At 63.9% G+C, this 16,779-nt stretch carries 20 protein-coding genes; 5 read left to right on the top strand and 15 right to left on the bottom strand.

The genetic code is table 11. From position 1 onward, the window contains the following. Positions 1–114 precede the first annotated feature (114 nt). The 3 genes from rpoH (at position 115) to trmB (ending at position 2,106) form a co-directional block, all read left to right on the top strand. Positions 115–969, top strand: a complete 855-nt coding sequence (gene rpoH, locus RLO07_RS19885) for an RNA polymerase sigma factor RpoH (protein WP_462293890.1) — start codon at positions 115–117, stop codon at positions 967–969. Positions 970–1,041: 72 nt separating this feature from the next. Then, the gene (locus RLO07_RS19880) at positions 1,042–1,419 is read left to right on the top strand and encodes a DUF423 domain-containing protein (RefSeq protein WP_462293889.1); all 378 of its coding nucleotides are present in this window, start codon (positions 1,042–1,044) and stop codon (positions 1,417–1,419) included. Further along, positions 1,420–2,106, top strand: coding sequence for a tRNA (guanosine(46)-N7)-methyltransferase TrmB (trmB, locus tag RLO07_RS19875; RefSeq protein ID WP_462293933.1), 687 nt, complete (start codon positions 1,420–1,422; stop codon positions 2,104–2,106). Between the two features lie 52 nt (positions 2,107–2,158). On the opposite strand, the gene hemW is transcribed toward trmB, so the two are convergent. From hemW to RLO07_RS19835, 8 genes are read right to left on the bottom strand one after another with little or no spacing between them, the layout of a single operon-like run. Beyond that, a complete protein-coding gene (hemW, locus tag RLO07_RS19870) occupies positions 2,159–3,304 on the bottom strand; it encodes a radical SAM family heme chaperone HemW (RefSeq protein ID WP_462293888.1) in 1,146 nt (381 codons plus the stop codon). Further along, the gene (rdgB, locus tag RLO07_RS19865) at positions 3,304–3,936 is read right to left on the bottom strand and encodes an RdgB/HAM1 family non-canonical purine NTP pyrophosphatase (RefSeq protein WP_462293887.1); all 633 of its coding nucleotides are present in this window, start codon (positions 3,934–3,936) and stop codon (positions 3,304–3,306) included. Before rdgB ends, hemW begins: the two co-directional genes overlap by 1 nt. Further along, entirely contained in the window at positions 3,936–4,370 is a 435-nt protein-coding gene (locus tag RLO07_RS19860; protein ID WP_462293886.1) for a DUF4426 domain-containing protein, read from the bottom strand. The genes rdgB and RLO07_RS19860 overlap by 1 nt, the downstream gene beginning before the upstream one ends. A 7-nt stretch (positions 4,371–4,377) precedes the next feature. Further along, positions 4,378–4,968, bottom strand: a complete 591-nt coding sequence (gene metW / locus RLO07_RS19855) for a methionine biosynthesis protein MetW (protein ID WP_462293885.1) — start codon at positions 4,966–4,968, stop codon at positions 4,378–4,380. Continuing rightward, positions 4,968–6,104, bottom strand: coding sequence for a homoserine O-succinyltransferase MetX (metX, locus tag RLO07_RS19850; protein WP_462293884.1), 1,137 nt, complete (start codon positions 6,102–6,104; stop codon positions 4,968–4,970). Before metX ends, metW begins: the two co-directional genes overlap by 1 nt. A gap of 10 nt (positions 6,105–6,114) precedes the next feature. Then, a complete protein-coding gene (locus RLO07_RS19845; RefSeq protein ID WP_462293883.1) occupies positions 6,115–6,702 on the bottom strand; it encodes a YggT family protein in 588 nt (195 codons plus the stop codon). Next, positions 6,699–7,538, bottom strand: a complete 840-nt coding sequence (proC, locus tag RLO07_RS19840) for a pyrroline-5-carboxylate reductase (RefSeq protein WP_462293882.1) — start codon at positions 7,536–7,538, stop codon at positions 6,699–6,701. The genes RLO07_RS19845 and proC overlap by 4 nt, the downstream gene beginning before the upstream one ends. Before the next feature lie 58 nt (positions 7,539–7,596). After that, positions 7,597–8,301, bottom strand: coding sequence for a YggS family pyridoxal phosphate-dependent enzyme (locus RLO07_RS19835; protein WP_462293881.1), 705 nt, complete (start codon positions 8,299–8,301; stop codon positions 7,597–7,599). A 74-nt stretch (positions 8,302–8,375) separates the two neighbouring features. Between RLO07_RS19835 and RLO07_RS19830 the strand changes: the two genes are divergently transcribed. Both RLO07_RS19830 and RLO07_RS19825 read left to right on the top strand, forming a co-directional pair. Continuing rightward, the gene (locus tag RLO07_RS19830; RefSeq protein ID WP_462293880.1) at positions 8,376–9,410 is read left to right on the top strand and encodes a type IV pilus twitching motility protein PilT; all 1,035 of its coding nucleotides are present in this window, start codon (positions 8,376–8,378) and stop codon (positions 9,408–9,410) included. A 24-nt stretch (positions 9,411–9,434) separates the two neighbouring features. Beyond that, positions 9,435–10,577 (top strand): PilT/PilU family type 4a pilus ATPase, encoded by a 1,143-nt coding sequence (locus RLO07_RS19825; RefSeq protein ID WP_462293879.1) that lies wholly within the window; start codon positions 9,435–9,437, stop codon positions 10,575–10,577. Positions 10,578–10,651: 74 nt separating this feature from the next. On the opposite strand, the gene ruvX is transcribed toward RLO07_RS19825, so the two are convergent. From ruvX to ahcY, 7 genes are all read right to left on the bottom strand, one after another. Further along, positions 10,652–11,119 carry a Holliday junction resolvase RuvX gene (gene ruvX, locus RLO07_RS19820; protein WP_462293878.1) on the bottom strand — a complete coding sequence of 156 codons (468 nt, stop codon included), beginning with the start codon at positions 11,117–11,119 and terminating at the stop codon, positions 10,652–10,654. Continuing rightward, positions 11,112–11,702, bottom strand: coding sequence for a YqgE/AlgH family protein (locus RLO07_RS19815; RefSeq protein ID WP_462293877.1), 591 nt, complete (start codon positions 11,700–11,702; stop codon positions 11,112–11,114). The genes ruvX and RLO07_RS19815 overlap by 8 nt, the downstream gene beginning before the upstream one ends. A gap of 49 nt (positions 11,703–11,751) precedes the next feature. Beyond that, positions 11,752–12,603: an energy transducer TonB gene (locus tag RLO07_RS19810; RefSeq protein ID WP_462293876.1), complete on the bottom strand. Its 852-nt coding sequence runs from the start codon at positions 12,601–12,603 to the stop codon at positions 11,752–11,754. Positions 12,604–12,610: 7 nt separating this feature from the next. Then, a complete protein-coding gene (gshB, locus tag RLO07_RS19805; protein WP_462293875.1) occupies positions 12,611–13,564 on the bottom strand; it encodes a glutathione synthase in 954 nt (317 codons plus the stop codon). A 93-nt stretch (positions 13,565–13,657) separates the two neighbouring features. Continuing rightward, the gene (locus RLO07_RS19800; RefSeq protein ID WP_462293874.1) at positions 13,658–14,395 is read right to left on the bottom strand and encodes a 16S rRNA (uracil(1498)-N(3))-methyltransferase; all 738 of its coding nucleotides are present in this window, start codon (positions 14,393–14,395) and stop codon (positions 13,658–13,660) included. Between the two features lie 9 nt (positions 14,396–14,404). Next, positions 14,405–15,232: a methylenetetrahydrofolate reductase [NAD(P)H] gene (gene metF, locus RLO07_RS19795; protein ID WP_462293873.1), complete on the bottom strand. Its 828-nt coding sequence runs from the start codon at positions 15,230–15,232 to the stop codon at positions 14,405–14,407. 7 nt (positions 15,233–15,239) lie between these two features. Next, positions 15,240–16,631 (bottom strand): adenosylhomocysteinase, encoded by a 1,392-nt coding sequence (gene ahcY / locus RLO07_RS19790; protein WP_462293872.1) that lies wholly within the window; start codon positions 16,629–16,631, stop codon positions 15,240–15,242. Between the last annotated feature and the right edge of the window lie 148 nt (positions 16,632–16,779).

Raw genomic sequence — 16,779 nt, 5'->3', positions numbered from 1 at the left:
TTGTTCTGCAAGTAAATTTTCCCTGAATACGCAGTTTTCCAGGGAACTTTTCCGTGATTAGCACTCTAACAAAATGAGTGCTAAAATCAGGCCAGTGAATATGGAGAGCCCCGCATGAGCAAAACCCTGCTTCCGGTTGACCAGATGGTGCCCGGCGCCAATCTTGCGGCCTATGTCCAGGCGGTAAGCAGCATTCCGCTGCTGACCCCGGAGCGTGAGAAGGAGCTGGCCGAGGACCTGTACTACAACGAAAGTCTCGAGGCCGCCCGCCAACTGGTCATGTCGCACCTGCGCTTCGTGGTCCACATTGCCCGCAGCTACTCCGGCTATGGACTGGCGGAAGCGGACCTGATCCAGGAAGGCAACGTCGGCCTGATGAAAGCGGTGAAGCGCTTCAATCCCGAGAAGGGAGTGCGGCTGGTGTCTTTTGCCGTGCACTGGATCAAGGCCGAGATGCACGAGTTTATCCTCCGCAACTGGCGCATAGTCAAGATCGCCACCACCAAGGCCCAGCGCAAGCTGTTTTTCAACCTGCGCAGTGCCAAGAAAAGCCTGGCCTGGCTGAGTGCTGAAGAGGCGCAGGCAGTGGCCAGTGACCTCGGCGTTGACATCGCCGAAGTGCAGCGCATGGAAGGCCGGCTCAGCAGCCGCGATCTGGCCTTCGACTCGCCCCTGGACCAGGACGATGACGACGCCTGGCAGGCGCCCCAGTATTATCTGCAAGACCAGCGCAGCGACCCGGCGCTGGCCGTGGAGTCCGACGACTGGCAGGAAAACAGCGAAGAGCAGCTGTACCTGGCGCTGGCGGACCTGGACGAGCGCAGCCGCGATATTCTCGCCCAGCGCTGGCTGGCGGACGAAAAGGCCACCCTGCATGAACTGGCGGCGAAGTATGAGGTTTCGGCCGAGCGTATCCGCCAGCTGGAGCAGAATGCCATGAAAAAGCTGCGGGCCGCTATCGCCGCCTGACAATCCCGCGGGAGCAGCGCCAGTGTTTTGCGTTACACTGGCACTCCCGTTTTTTTTGCTGGATCCCCTGCCATGGCCCAGATTTTCATTGCCAGCGCCGCTATCAGTGGAGCTCTCGCCGTCGCCTTCGGCGCCTTTGGCGCCCACGCGCTCAAGAACCGGCTCGACGCTTACGCGCTCGGTGTCTATGAAACAGCCGTTCAATATCACTTCTACCATTCGCTGGCGTTGCTGGCGGTGGGTATCCTGGCCCTCAACTATCCCCACGTGAACCTGCTGCGCAGCAGCGGCTGGCTGTTCCTGCTGGGCATGCTGGTGTTCTCCGGGAGTCTGTACCTGCTCAGCTTCAGCGGCCTGCGCTGGCTGGGCGCAATCACCCCGCTGGGTGGCCTGGCCTTCATCGCGGGCTGGGGCTGCCTGGCCGCCGCCAGCTGGAAGCTGCTGCCCTGAATCATGACTGATACTCCCCATCGCCCCATCCGCAGCTACGTGCTGCGCATGGGGCGTCTCACCGACGGCCAGCAGCGCGCCTTTGATGAATACTGGCCACGCTATGGCCTGGCCCACAGTGATGGCCCACTGGATTATGCGGCGGTCTTTGGCCGCGATGCACCGAGGGTGCTGGAAATAGGCTTCGGGATGGGCCAGTCCCTGGTTGCCATGGCTGCGGCGGCGCCTGCCACCGATTTTATCGGTATCGAGGTACACCGGCCCGGTGTCGGCAAGCTGTTGCACAGCATGGCGGTGGAGGGTGTGGACAATATCCGCATCTACTGCCACGACGCGGTTGAAGTGCTGCGCGACTGCATCCCGCCCGCTTCCCTCGACACAATCCAGATCTTCTTTCCCGATCCCTGGCACAAGAAGCGCCACCACAAGCGGCGCCTGATCCAGCCGGCCTTTGCCGAGCAGCTGGTAGGCTATCTCAAGCCCGGGGGCATTTTGCACCTGGCTACCGATTGGGAGAACTACGCCGAGCAGATGCTGGCAGTGCTGTCGGCGACGCCGGGGCTGGAAAATGCCGCCGCGAGCGGCAACTATGCGCCCAAGCCGGACACCCGGCCGCTCACCAAGTTCGAGGCCCGGGGTGAGCGCCTCGGCCACGGGGTCTGGGACGTTTTGTTCCGGCGCGTTTAGAGCCGACGGGCCAGGTGCGGCCGGCCAGGCGCCCCCAGCTAGGCGCCCCCAGCTAAACCAGAAACTCCGCAATCACCGTATCCAGAAACCGCCGCCCCAGACCGGTGGCTCGTATCTGTCCCGCTTCCTGCTCCAGCAACCCCCGCCCGAGCAGTGAGTCCAGGGCCGGCTGCAGCGTATCCGCAGCCAGGCCCGTGCGCGCGCTGTAGTCAGCGAGCTGGAAGCCCGCGTTCAGGCGCAGGGCATTGAGCATGTACTCCCCGGGCAGGTCCCGCTTCGCCAGCCACAGCGGCTGGACCTGCATCTGCGCTGGCGCTGCAGCCATATAGGCCTCTGGTTGTCGGCGCTTGGCGTAGCGCAGGATACGGCCGTCGGCAAAACTCACCTTGCCGTGGGCGCCTGCACCAATGCCCAGGTAATCGCCGAACTCCCAGTAGTTGAGATTGTGACGGCACTGCTGTCCGGGCACTGCCCAGGCCGAGACCTCGTACTGGCGCAGGTCCGTGCCGGCCAGCAGCGCCTCGCCCGCATCCTGGATATCCGCCAGTGCGTCTTCCAGCGGCAGCAGCGGCGGTCGCGTATAGAACACGGTGTTCTGTTCGATGGTGAGCTGGTACCAGGAGAGGTGGCTGATGCCATGGCCGGTGGCGGTGGCGAGATCCGCCAGGGCCAGTGTGGAATCCTGTTGCGGCAGGCCGTGCATCAGGTCCAGGTTGATGCGCTGGAAGCCGGCAGCGTGGGCGGCGGCGATGGCGGCGTGGGCCTGGTCGCTGCTGTGCACCCGTCCCAGCGCCTGCAGCTGGGTGTCCTGGAAGGACTGGATGCCGATGGACAGGCGGTTGATGCCCGCCGCCCGGAAACCGGCGAATTTCTCCGCCTCGGCACTACCCGGGTTGGCCTCCATGGTCGCTTCGAAGCCGTCTGCCAGCGGAACTCGCGCCGCAATCCCCGCCATCAGGTGCGCAATGGCGGCGGCGCTGAACAGGCTGGGAGTACCGCCGCCGATGAACAGGGTGGCGATGCTGCGGCCCTGTGTGTAACACGCATCCGCTTCCAGGTCGGCCAGCAGCCTGTCGATGTAGGCCTGTTCCGGAACAAGGCCGGTTTCGTGGGAATTGAAATCGCAGTAGGGGCACTTGCGCTCGCACCAGGGCAGGTGGATGTAGAGCCCCAGCGGGGGCAGTTGCAGCGCGGGCATCAGCTGCCCGTGGGGTCGGGGCCGCGCAGGGAGCCCAGCAGCGCCTGCTCCAGCTGGGCGCAGGCGATGGCGCGGTGACTGACGCGGTTCTTGGTCCGGGGCGCCAGTTCGGCGGCGCTGCAATTGAAGGCGGCAACATGGAACAGGGGGTCATAGCCGAAGCCGCCGCTACCCGCGGGCGCTTCCAGGATGTGGCCCTCCCAGCTGCCGTGGCAGATGATCGGGGTCGGGTCCAGGGCGTGGCGCATGAATACCAGCACACACTGGTAGCGGGCGCTGCGCTCGGCCCTGGGCACGCCGGCCAGGGTCGAGAGCAGTTTGCGGTTGTTGGCCTCGTCGCCCCCATCGGCATAGCGCGCCGAGCGAATCCCCGGGGCGCCCTGCAGGAAGTCCACTTCCAGCCCGGAATCGTCGGCAATGGCGGGCAGGCCGGTATGCTGTGCCGCGGCCCGTGCCTTGAGGATGGCGTTCTCGACAAAGGTCAGTCCGGTTTCCTCAACCTCGGGTACACCAAACTCCGACTGCGCGCGCAGCTCCACACCCAGTGGTTCCAGGATCCGGGCGAGCTCCGCGAGTTTGCCGCGATTGCCGCTGGCGAGGACGACGGTCTGCAATGGCGCGATCGAGGTCATCAGTGTTCGTACAGCTGGTGCTTGAGTTCGAAGCGGAAGGTTTCCTCCGCGCCCTGCGGGCGGAAGTCGATATCAAAGAAGCGCCACTCCTCGTTGATGAAGCGGAATTCAGCGATGTAGTAGATGGCTTCGCCCTCGCGGATCTCCTGGAACTCCAGTGCCTGCGCGGTGATCAGGTCGCGGGTGCTGCCCTGCAGCTGCATACCTCGCGGAACGGTGCCGCCGTCCACGTGCTCGCGTACCGCCAGATTCAGGATTGCCCGGTTCTTGCCCCGGGTAATGCCGTAGCTGGATGCCACGCGGGGCTCGAGGAAGGTCGTGTTGACGACGCTGTAGTGCAGTTCGTAGGGGCCGAAGCGCTCTGATTGCTGGGCTGCCGCGCCGACGGCGACCAACAACAACAGCGCCAGAGTGTAGCGTAGGTAGCGGATCATGTTTACCTCAACGGCTGATCAGGTAGATGGCGGTGACGGCAAACAGGTTGGGCCAGGCACTGGCCAGCAGGGGCCTGCGCTCGGTGTTGCCGACCATGTCCCGGGCGAGGATGCGTATGCCGCGTTCCCCACACAGTGCCTCGAAATCCTTCACCGTGCAAAAGTGGATATTGGGTGTGTCATACCAATTATAGGGCATGAAGCGGGACACCGGCATGCGGCCCCGGGTGCCCAGGTACAGGCGGCAATTCCAGTGGGCAAAGTTGGGGAAGGTGACGATACCCTGGCGACCGATACGGAGCATCTCGTCGAGCACCCGATCCGGATAGTGTACCGCCTGCAGGGCGTGCGCCATTACCACCGTGTCGAAACTCTGGTCGGGGAAGTTGTCCATCCCCGCATCCATGTCCTGTTCCACGATGTTCAGGCCGCGGGCGACCGCTGCAGTGATTTTGTCCGGGTCGATCTCCAGGCCCAGGCCACGCACATCGCGCTCCTGTTGCAGCCGCTGCAGGAACTCGCCGTTGCCACAGCCCAGGTCCAGCACTTTTGACCCGGGTTCGATCCAGCGCTGGATGTGGGTGAGATCAAGGCGCATCAGCAGGCGTCCCGTACGCGCTGCATGTAGGCACTGAACAGCTGCAGGTAGCGGGGTATGGGTAGCAGAAAGGCGTCGTGGCCCTCGTCGGCCTCGATTTCAGCGTAGGTCACCGGCCGGTCGGCAGCGATCAGGGCATCGACGATCTCTCGCGAGCGCCGTGGGGAGAAGCGCCAGTCCGTGGAGAAGGACAGCACCAGAAAACTGCACCGGGCTTCCCGGAACGCAGCGACCGGGTCATCGCCGTACTCTCGCGCCAGGTCGAAGTAATCCAGGGCCCGCGTCATCAGGATATAGGTGTTGGCGTCGAAGCTGCCGGAGAACTGGCTGCCCTGGTAGCGCAGGTAGCTCTGGACCTGGAACTCGGCGGCCTCCTCATCCCCCAGCTCCAGGCTTCCCGAGCGCAGGTCACGGCCGAACTTGTTGGCCATCGCGCCGTCCGAAAGGTAGGTGATGTGGCCGACCATGCGGGCGAGCGCCAGACCCTGTGCCGGCAGTGTATTCTGCGCCAGGTAGTGGCCGTCGGCGAAACCGGGATCCGACTGGATGGCCTGGCGGGCGATCTCGTTGAAAGCAATGTTCTGGGCGCTCAGGCGCATGGCCGAGGCGATCACCACGCAGTGGCGCAGACGCTGCGGGTAGAGCAGGGACCAGCGCATGGCCTGCATGCCGCCCAGGCTGCCGCCAATGACCGCAGCCCAGCAGTCGATACCCAGGTGATCCGCCAGCCGGGCCTGACTGTGTACCCAGTCCCGTACTCGCAGGGAGGGGAAATCAGGCCCCCAGGGTTGCCCCGTTTCCGGGTTGGGGGCGATCGGTCCGGTGGAGCCGTGGCAACCGCCGAGATTGTTCAGGCTGACGACAAAGAAGTGATTGGTATCAATGGGTTTGCCCGGGCCGATGCACTCATCCCACCAGCCCGGCTTGCGATCCCCGGCGCTGTGGTAGCCCGCCGCGTGATGATGCCCGGACAGTGCGTGACATATGAGCACGGCGTTTGAATGTCGGGCATTGAGCTGACCGTAGGTCTCGTAGACCAGCTCGTAGTCCTCCAGCACCCGGCCACAGGCCAGGGTCAGCGGCTCCGGGAACCGGGCGCTCTGCGGCTCAACTATACCGACGCTGGCGGGGTTCACGGTGCCGGGGTCAAAGTCCGATCACCAGCGCCGGATGCAGGCCCACGCCCGCCGCCATGTGCCGCAGCGCAATCTGGACGATGTTGATCAGGATAAAGACCAGGATGGGTGAGAAATCGAGACCGCCCATAGTGGGTAACATCTTGCGAAAGGGTGCCATGACCGGCTCGGTGAGCTGGAACAGCAACAGCAGGGCGGGGTGCCGGCTGGCGGGGGCAATCCAGCTGAGGATGATCATTGCCAGCAGGGCAAAGAAGTAGATGTTGACCACCAGTCCCACCACGCCGAGTACTGACCACACCAGCAGCAGGACGATGTTGGGCGGCCCGACGCCGTTGAGTGCCAGCAGCGCCACGATGGCGGCCATTTGCAGCACCAGGGCAAGCAGCAGTGAGGACAGGTCGAGCCCGCCGAGACTGGGCACCACCCGGCGCAGCGGCAGTACCAGCGGATTGGTCAGTCGGGCGAGAAACTGGCTGACTGGATTATAGAAATCCGCCCGCACCAGTTGCAGCAGCAACCGCAGCACCACGGCCACCAGTGCCAGGGTCAGCAGGGTCTGGATCAAATAGGCGAGAATCTCGCTTACCGCATTCATGTTTCGCGGCTCTCCTGTCCGGCACCCATTTCCGCCGCGCGTTGCTGCGCGGCTGCCATCGCGTGCGCGACCAGATCGCGCAGGCCCTCGTGCTCAAAGCACTGCACCGCATGCTCGGTGGTGCCGCCCGGGCTGGTTACACGGCGCCGCAACTCGGTCAGGTCGACGTCGCTCTCGGTGGCCATGCGCGCCGCGCCAAGGGCGGTCTGTTTGGTCATGGCGACCGCACATTCCCGCGACAGGCCCATGGCGCAGCCTGCGTTGACCATGGCCTCCATGAACAGAAAGAAATAGGCGGGACCGCTGCCGGAGAGGGCGGTAATGGCATCCAGCTGGCTTTCCTCGGGCACCCATTCGATCATGCCCACGGCGCCGAGGATGGTGCTGGCCAGGTCCCGCTGCACGCTGCTGACATTGCTGTTGGCAAACAGGGCCGTGGCGCCGACACCGAGCAGCGCCGGGGTATTGGGCATGCAGCGAACGACCGCGGTGGCGGCACCCAGCCCGGCTTCCATGGTGGCGATGGTGGTGCCCGCGGCAATGGAGATCACCAGTGCGCCCCTGGCCGCCACGGGCGCGGCAATGCTGGCCATGGCGGCATCCATGACCTGGGGCTTTACCGCCAGGATTACTACATCGGCATCGGCGCAGGCAGCTGCGTTGTCCTGAAACGTCCCGATAGCGCCCAGCTTGCCCAGTTTCTCCAGGTTCTCGCGGGAGGGATCGGCGGCGCGCAGGGCGCTGGCAGGGTGGCCGCTTTCCAGCAGGCCGCCAATAATGCTGGAAGCCATGTTACCGGCACCGATAAAGGTGATAACCGCGGTGTTCAAAGGCATTGATCCTGTTGGCTGGTGGTCGGGCAGGTCGCAGTATACACGCCCCGCGGCGGCAAAATCACCCGCCTGCGGGAGTGCTCCGCGGGCCAAAAATGTCGGTGCCAACACGAATAATGGTGGCGCCCTCGGCAATCGCGGCCTCAAGATCGCCGGACATGCCCATGGAGAGAGTGTCCAGACCGGGATCCCGGCGCTGCAATTCCGCCAGTGCCCGGCGCAGGGCGGCAAAGGGCTGGTGCTGTTGCGCGGGGTCCGCCGCGGGCGCGGGGATGGCCATCAGTCCGCGCAGGCGCAGCCGGGGCAATTGCGCGACTTCGTGCGCCAGTGCCGGCAGATCCTCCAGGCTGACACCGGACTTGCTCTCCTCGCGGGAAATATTCACCTGCAGGCAGATCTGCAGCTCCGGCAGACCCTCTGGCCGCTGCTCGCTCAGACGCTTGGCTATCTTGAGCCGGTCGACACTGTGCACCCAGTGGAAGTGGCTGGCGATTGGCCGGGTCTTGTTGGACTGGATGGGGCCGATGAAATGCCAGCACAGGTCCAGATCCGCCAGCGTCTCAATCTTGTCCAGCGCTTCCTGCAGGTAGTTTTCGCCGAATTCGCGCAGGCCCAGTGCCGCGGCCTCGCGTACGTCCGCCGCCGGCCGGGTCTTGCTGACGGCCAGCACCCGCACGCTGCCCGGCTCGCGCTGGCTTTTTTCTGCGCTGAGTCGTACTCTTTCGAGCAGCCTGTCGATGTTGTGCCTGAGAGTATCTGCGTCCATGCCGAGATGGTAGCGGATAACGGCCACGGCGGGCGAGTGGAGAATAATTGGCTCGGCCCCAGGGGAGTGAATCGGTGGATATTACAGAACTGCTTGCGTTCAGCGCGAAACAGGGCGCATCCGACCTGCATTTGTCAGCGGGTTTGCCGCCGATGATACGGGTGGACGGGGATGTGCGCCGCATCAACCTGCCGCCGATGGATCACAAGCAGGTGCACGACCTGATCTACGACATCATGAACGACAAGCAGCGCAAGGACTACGAGGAGTTCATGGAGACGGACTTCTCCTTTGAGGTCCCCGGTGTCGCTCGCTTCCGGGTCAACGCCTTCAACCAGAACCGCGGCGCCGGCGGCGTATTCAGGACCATTCCCTCCAAGGTCTTGACCATGGAGGACCTGGGCATGGGCCAGGTCTTTCGCGACATATCGATGATGCCGCGTGGCCTGGTGCTGGTGACCGGACCCACTGGCTCCGGCAAGTCCACCACCCTCGCCGCCATGGTGGATCATATCAACGACAACAAATACGAACACATCCTTACCATTGAGGACCCGATCGAATTCGTGCATGAAAGCAAGAAGTGCCTGGTCAACCAGCGCGAAGTCCATCGCGACACCCTGGGCTTCTCCGAGGCCCTGCGCTCCGCCCTGCGCGAGGATCCGGACATCATCCTCGTTGGCGAAATGCGCGACCTCGAGACCATCCGCCTGGCGTTGACCGCGGCGGAAACCGGTCACCTGGTGTTTGGTACCCTGCACACCACCTCGGCCGCCAAGACCATCGACCGGGTCGTGGACGTGTTCCCCGCGGCGGAGAAAGCCATGGTTCGCTCGATGCTGTCGGAGTCGCTGCAGGCAGTCATTTCCCAGACCCTGCTCAAGCGCGCCACCGGTGGCCGGGTGGCGGCGCACGAGATCATGCGCGGTACCTCGGCCATCCGCAACCTGATCCGGGAGGACAAGGTGGCGCAGATGTACTCCGCCATCCAGACCGGTCAGGCGCTGGGGATGCAGACCATGGACCAGTGCCTGAAGGAACTGGTGGACCGACGGGTTATCAGCCGGGACGTCGCGCGCGAGAAAGCCCGCATGCCGGAAAACTTCTAGCCCTGACGCCGAGAGGAACCCGTCATGAGGATCGACGAACTGCTGCAACGCATGGTCAAGGAAGGCGCCTCTGATGGCTTCATCATCGCTGGTGCCGCACCCTGCATCAAAGTGGATGGCCAAATCTACCCGGTAAGCGACGTCAAGCTGACTGACGAGCAGACCCGTGAAATCGTGTTCTCCACGATGAGCGAAAAGCAGCGGGAGGAGTTCCTCAGTACCCAGGAATGCAACTACGCCCTTGCCAGTGAGAACGTGGGGCGGTTTCGAGCCAGTGCCCTGGTGCAGCGGGGGAGCTGTGGCATGGTGCTGCGGCGGATTGAGACCCGGATTCCGGAGATCGGGGAACTGGGCCTGCCGAAGATCATCGAGGACCTGTCCATGACCAAGCGGGGTCTGGTGATTTTTGTCGGTGCCACCGGTACCGGCAAGACCACCTCCCTGGCGGCGATGGTGGGGCACCGCAACCGCAACAGCCGCGGCCACATCATGAGTGTCGAGGACCCGATCGAATTCATCCATGACCACGGCAACTGCCTGGTGACCCAGCGCGAGGTGGGCATTGATACTGAATCCTTCGACGTGGCCCTGAAGAACACCCTGCGTCAGGCGCCGGATGTCATCCTGATCGGTGAGGTCCGGTCGGCGGATACCATGGCCCAGGCCCTCACCTTTGCCGAAACTGGCCATCTGTGCCTCTGTACACTGCATGCGAACAACGCCAACCAGGCACTGGACCGCATCCAGAGCTTCTTTACCGCCAACATGCAGGGCCAGATCTGGATGGATTTGTCACTCAACCTGAAGGCCATGGTGGCGCAGCAACTGTTGCCGCGCAAGGATGGCAAGGGCCGGGTCCCGGTGGTGGAAGTGCTGCTGAATACGCCGCTGATACAGGAGTACATCCGCAAGGGGGAGGTACACCTGATCAAGGACGTGATGGCCAAGTCCACGGAGCTGGGCATGCAGACGCTGGACCAGTCGCTGGTCGATACCTATAAAAAGGGCCTTATCACCCTGGAAGATGCGATCCGCTACGCGGATTCGGCCAACGATGTGCGCCTGATGATCAAGATGTTCGAAAAAAGCAGGTCCACTTCGGACACCACGCTGGACCTCACTTTCGACGAGGCCGGCGATCGCGGCAACCATCTGGGCCGCAAGTAGCGCGTGCAGGCGGGCGGGGCCGGGCCGGGCCGCGTAGGCCGCGTAGGCCGCGCAGGGTGCCGGGGAGGGTCCAGTCAGGTCGCGGCGCGCTGGCGGTCTTCGTTTTCCCGCAGCCAGGTCTGCAGGATCAGCTCCGCCGCGTAGCTGTCCACGGGAACTGCCTTGTAGTCGCCCCGGTGCCCCCGCTGCCGTTGCTCCTCCTTGGCGGCATAACTGCTCAGGCGCTCGTCGGTCATGGTGACGGGCAGGCCCAGCCTGCCATGCAGCCGACGGCCGAACTTGCGGGCCCGTGTGGCCAGTTCGCTGACGCTGCCGTCCATGTTCAGTGGATCACCTACCACCAGCAGGTCCGGCTGCCACTCGGCCACCAGCGCCTCCAGCGCCGTCCAGTCCGGAATCCCGTCCCTGGCACGCAGTACAGCAACGCTGCGGGTTGTACCCAGCAGCGTGTTGCCGACGGCGACGCCAATCTGTTTCAGGCCGTAATCAAAGGCGAGCACAGTGGCGGGTTTCTGGTGGGCCGGGGTTTTGGAGTCAGGCATGCCCTGCCTGGGAGGAAATAAGATTCATGTCAATGCCGAGGGCGGCTGCGGCTGCCGACAGGCGGCGGTGCCAGGGGGTGGCAAAGATGATATCGCTGTCCGCGGGCAGGGTAAGCCAGCTGTTGTGGGACAGCTCTTCCTCCAGTTGGCCAGCGGACCAGCCCGCGTAGCCCAGGGCGATCAGGTATTGCGCTGGCCCGCTGCCGTCGGCGATGGCGCGGAGTACGTCCCGGGAGGTGGTCAGGGTGATTTCCGGGGTGACCTCGAGGCCCGCCTCCCAGCGTTTTTCGCAGTGGCGGTGCAGCACAAAGCCGTGGTCAATCTGCACAGGTCCACCGGCCAGCACTGGCTCTTCGCTGAAATCCCGGTGGGACTCGATGTCGAGATGCTCGAAGATCTCCGCCACGGTCAGGTCCAGGGGCTGGTTGATGATGATACCCATGGCTCCACTTTCGCCATGCTCGCAGATATAGGTGATGCTCTGGGAGAAGAGCCCCTCTGACAGGTTGGGCATGGCGAGCAGGAAGTGATCCCGCAGGCAACTCCCGCTCTTGATGGCACTGGCCGGGGTCCGGACTGACATTGTCTTGTGTAGACCTCTTCCCTGCGGCGGGCACAGTTCGCACCGCCCATTAACCTGAGCTTAGCCGGTTTTCCTCGAATTGCCACGTGCGGATGATTTCCAGTTTGTCGGCACTGGCCCTGAGCTCGGCGGGGAATGGCGCAAATGGTGCCGCCATGCGCACGATCTTTATTGCCGCTTCATCCAGCACCGCAAAGCCGGAAGAGGCCAGAACCTGAATGTCCTCGAGGTGACCGTCGTAATTGATCACCACCAGCAGGCGCAGGCTGCCGTAGATGCCGTAGCGGATGGACGCTTCCGGGTAATACTGGTTGCCCACGGCTTCCACGCGTCGCCGCCAGTCGTACAGATAGGCTGCGTCCACCGCCTCCCGGGTGGAAAGGGAGGTCAGTCGCTTCACCCGGGGCCTGTTGGAGTAGTCCCGGGCCTGGTCTTCCAGCGCTGCCTCCAGAGTGGCGAGCTCCTGGCTCAGGCGCTCCGCTTCCGGACTCAAGCCCGCCATGGCGACAGTCTCCGGGGCTCTTGCCTGCTGGCTCGTGGGTATCTGCCGCGAACCGGCACTGCTGATTACCGGCGTTTCGGTCTGTGGCTGTTCTCTGGGCGCCAGCTCTGCCTGCTGCTCGCTGGCAATGGCCAGCGGCGCACTGGCGGCGCTGCTGACGCTGCTCTCCTCTGCCTGGTCGCCGCTGCCCTGCTGGCTGAACTGGGCCAGGTGGGTGGCATCATCGGGGGTAAGCTCGCTGCGCCGCTGGGCCAGGGTAATCTCCAGCTGTGGCGTGTAGGCGGGCTCGGCGCCGGGATCAAAACCGATGCCCAGCACCAGGATCGCGTGCAGGGTAGCGGCAAGGAAAATGGCTATTCCCAGGCCGTTTCCGGGTTCTGTGCCTGTGCCCTGCTGCATCCGCGCCTCAGCGTGCGGCCAACTCCTGGGCAATACAATCCATCAGCTGGCCGCCTATGTCCAGATTGTAGGCATTGTCGATTTCCCGGACCCCGGTGGGGCTGGTGACATTGATCTCCGTGAGGTAGTCCCCGATTACATCCAGGCCGACAAAATAGAGCCCTCGCTCGCGCAGCGAGGGGCCGACCTGGGCGGCAATCCAGCGATCGCGATCGGATAGCGGTTGTGCCCTGCCGGTGCCCCCGGCCGCCAGGTTGCCGCGGGTTTCGCCCGCGACCGGAACGCGCGCCAGGCAGTAGGGCAGGGGCTCGCCATTGATCATCAGGATGCGCTTGTCGCCCTCTGTGATCTCGGGGATGAAGCGCTGGGCCATGATCGTGTGCTTGCCGTGGCCGGTCAGGGTTTCAAGGATGACGTTGAGATTGGGGTCACCGGGCATGACCCGGAATATGGAGGAGCCGCCCATGCCGTCCAGGGGTTTGAAGATGACGTCGCCGTGTTCGCTGTGGAAGGCCTTGAGTCGGGCGGTGTCGCTGCTCACCAGCAGCGGCGGGCAGCACTGGGGGAACCAGGTGGCGAAAACCTTCTCGTTGCAGTCCCGCAGGCTCTGGCAGCGGTTAACGATCAGCGTCCCCTCGCGCTCGGCGGCCTCCAGCATGTAGGTGGCGTACACGTACTCGTTGTCAAAGGGCGGATCCTTGCGCATCAGGATCACGTCGAGCTCGGTCAGGTCGCGGACATGTGCGCTGTCCAGCCGGAACCAGGCGTCGGGGTCGCGAAACACGGTCAGCTGCGCCATGCTGGCACGGGCCTTGCCCTGCTCCAGGAACAGGTCCCCGGGTTCCATGTAATACAAGTGCCAGTCCCGGGCCTGGGCGGCCAGGAGCATGGCCAGGGTGCTGTCTTTCTTGTACTGGATCCGCGCAATGGGATCCATGACTACGCCGATCTTGATGGTCATCAGTGATTTCCGCAGGTCGTGAGGGTCAGTTAAAGTACGCAATGGGCCGGTACGGCGCAAGCATCGTCGGGGAATTCCGGGCGTGCGGGTGGCTTATTCAAGGGAGCCCATGTCCCCCCAGCGCGCCTGCAGTATGGCCAGCGCCGCCAGCGGTGCGGTCTCGGTACGCAGAACCCGCGGTCCCAGTGCCAGCGACTCGAAGCCGGCCGTCTCCGCGGCACCGATCTCGGCCTCGTCGAGGCCACCTTCGGGGCCGACCAGCAGGCTGATGGACACGGGAAGCTGTGCCCCTGCCGGCGCTGCCGTGGCGCGGTGATGAAGCACGAATCTGCGCTCGCCGGCGGCATGCTGCAGCCACTGCGACAATGCCATGGGTTCATGTACATCCGGGATGATGCTGCGGCCACACTGTTCGCAAGCACTCACTATCACCTGCTCCCAGTGCTGTCGCTTGCGCTCCTCCCGCTCCCCGCGCAGCCGCACTGCGGTGCGCCCGGTATAGAGCGGACTGATCTCGGCCACGCCGAGCTCAGTCGCCTTCTGTACCACCCAGTCCATGCGCTCGCCGCGGGAAATGCCGATGCCGAGGTGGATTCGCAACGGCGATTCCGCCAGGCCAGGTTCGGATTCCAGTACTGCCACCGTCACCTGGCGTTTGTCGGCGCTGACAATGCTGGCGCAGTATTCGGCGCCACTACCGTCAAAAAGCCGCAGTGCGTCGCCCTCAACCATGCGCAATACCCGGGCAAGATGCTGGCTGGGACTGGATTCCAGTGTCAGTTCCGCACCCGCGCTCAGGGGTTGCCGGGTAAAGATGCGCGGTACCCGCACGGCCCGACCTCAGAGCCCCAGATTGTTGCGGATCTGCCGGGTCGGCTCGATCTGGTTCATGGTGTAGAAGTGCAGCCCGGGCGCGCCGTTTTCCAGCAAGGTCTGGCACAGCTGGGTCACGACTTCGATCCCGAACTGGCGGATGCTCTCCTGGTCATTGCCGTAACCTTCTATGCGCTGGCAGATCCAGCGCGGAATCTCGGCGCCGCAATTGCGCGAGAACCGCGCCAGGTTGGCGTAGTTGGTAATGGGCATGATGCCGGCAACGACGGGCTTGTCGATGCCGATGGCCGCACACTGGTCGAGGAAGTAGAAGTAGGCCTCCACGTTGTAGAAGTACTGGGTGATGGCGCTGTCGGCGCCCGCATCCAGTTTCTGCTTGAGGAATTTGAGGTCGCTGTCGTAGCTCGCGGCCTGGGGATGGATTTCAGGGTAGGCGGCCACCTCGATATGGAAGTGGTCGCCCGTCTGTTCCCGGACGAAAGCCACCAGCTCGCTGGCATAGACCAGCTGGCTGGCGCCGCCCATGCCCGAGGGCATGTCGCCACGCAGGGCCACCAGCCGCCGCACACCCATGTCGCGGTAGCGCTGCAGCAGCAGGGCAACCGTGTCGTGATCATCCGCACCAAAGCTCAGGTGTGGTGCGACATCAATACCCTGTGCACACAGCGCTTCGACGACACCGAAGGTACTGTCGCGAGTTGAGCCGCCGGCGCCATAGGTGACCGAGAAGAAGGCCGGTTCCAGCGCCTGCAGTGCCGGGGTCGTCTTCTCCAGCAGGGCGGCCCTGCCCTCCGCAGTCTTGGGCGGGAAGTACTCGAAGCTGATGGTGCTCATGTCGCTCCTAGTACTTGTAGCTGTCGGGCTTGAAGGGGCCGTCGACCTTGACGTTGATGTACTCGGCCTGGGTCTTGGTCAGCTTCGTCATGACGCCGCCAAAGCCGGCCACCATGTGTGCCGCCACTTCCTCGTCCAGTTTCTTCGGCAGCACTTCGACCCGCAGCGCCGCTGCCTTCATTTCCGGTTCCAGGTTGGCGAAGCGGCGCTCATACAGGTAGATCTGTGCCAGCACCTGATTGGCAAAGGAGCCATCCATGATGCGCGAGGGGTGGCCAGTGGCATTGCCCAGATTCACCAGGCGGCCTTCGGACAGCAGAATCAGGTAGTCGCTGCGGGCATCGTCGCGGTAGATCTTGTGCACCTGCGGCTTCACCTCCTCCCACTGCCAGTTGCGGCGCATGAAGGCGGTATCGATTTCGTTGTCGAAGTGGCCGATATTGCAGACCACGGCGTTGCACTTCAGGGCTCGCAGCATATTCTCGTCGCAGACGTTGAAGTTGCCGGTGCTGGTGACCAGCAGGTCAACGCTGCCCAGCAGCTCGCGGTTGATGCAGTCCGGGGAGCCGGTGTTGATGCCGTTGATGAAGGGCGACACCACCTCGTAGCCGTCCATGCAGGCCTGCATCGCGCAGATCGGGTCCACCTCGGTGATGCGCACGATCATGCCTTCCTGGCGCAGGGACTGGGCGGAACCCTTGCCCACGTCGCCGTAGCCGATCACCAGCGCCTTCTTGCCCGCCAGCAGGTGGTCGGTACCGCGCTTGATGGCGTCGTTGAGGCTGTGCCGACAGCCGTACTTGTTGTCGTTCTTGGACTTGGTGATGGAATCATTCACGTTGACTGCCGGAATCTTCAGCTCGCCCTTGGCCAGCATTTCCTGCAGGCGGTGCACGCCCGTCGTCGTTTCCTCGGTCACGCCGTGGATGTGGTCCAGCATGGCGGGAAACTTCTGGTGCAGCATCAGGGTCAGGTCGCCGCCGTCATCCAGTACCATGTTGGCGTCCCAGGGCTTGCCGTCCTTGAGAATGGTCTGCTCAATGCACCACTCGTACTCCTCCTCGGTCTCGCCCTTCCAGGCGAAGACAGGGACGCCGGCGGCGGCGATCGCAGCGGCGGCGTGGTCCTGGGTGGAGAAGATGTTGCAGGAGGACCAGCGCACTTCCGCACCCAGCTCGATCAGGGTCTCGATCAACACGCCGGTCTGGATGGTCATGTGGATGCAGCCGAGGATTTTGGCGCCTGCCAGGGGCTGGCTGGCACGGTATTTCTCGCGCATGGCCATCAGTGCCGGCATTTCGGTTTCGGCGATATCCAGTTCGCGGCGGCCCCAGTCGGCGAGGCTGATGTCGGCGACCTTGTAGTCGGCCTTGGTGTCGAGTTTCTTGGCTGTGCTCATTGTCAGGTCCTTTCTGCTGGTTGATTCAATTGATGCTGCTTGTGTTCCGTGTTCCGTGTTCCGTGTTCCGGTGTTTGGTGCTTCGTAGCGCGGCCCCGCTTGCCGGCCGGCCGGGGCGACCGGGGCGGGCGGCCTGCGGCTGCCCTCG

This window comes from Haliea sp., from assembly GCF_040221975.1.
Classification (GTDB): domain Bacteria; phylum Pseudomonadota; class Gammaproteobacteria; order Pseudomonadales; family Halieaceae; genus Haliea.
The sequence above is the reverse complement of the archived record's forward strand: the minus strand, read 5'-3'. Positions and strand labels throughout refer to the sequence as shown.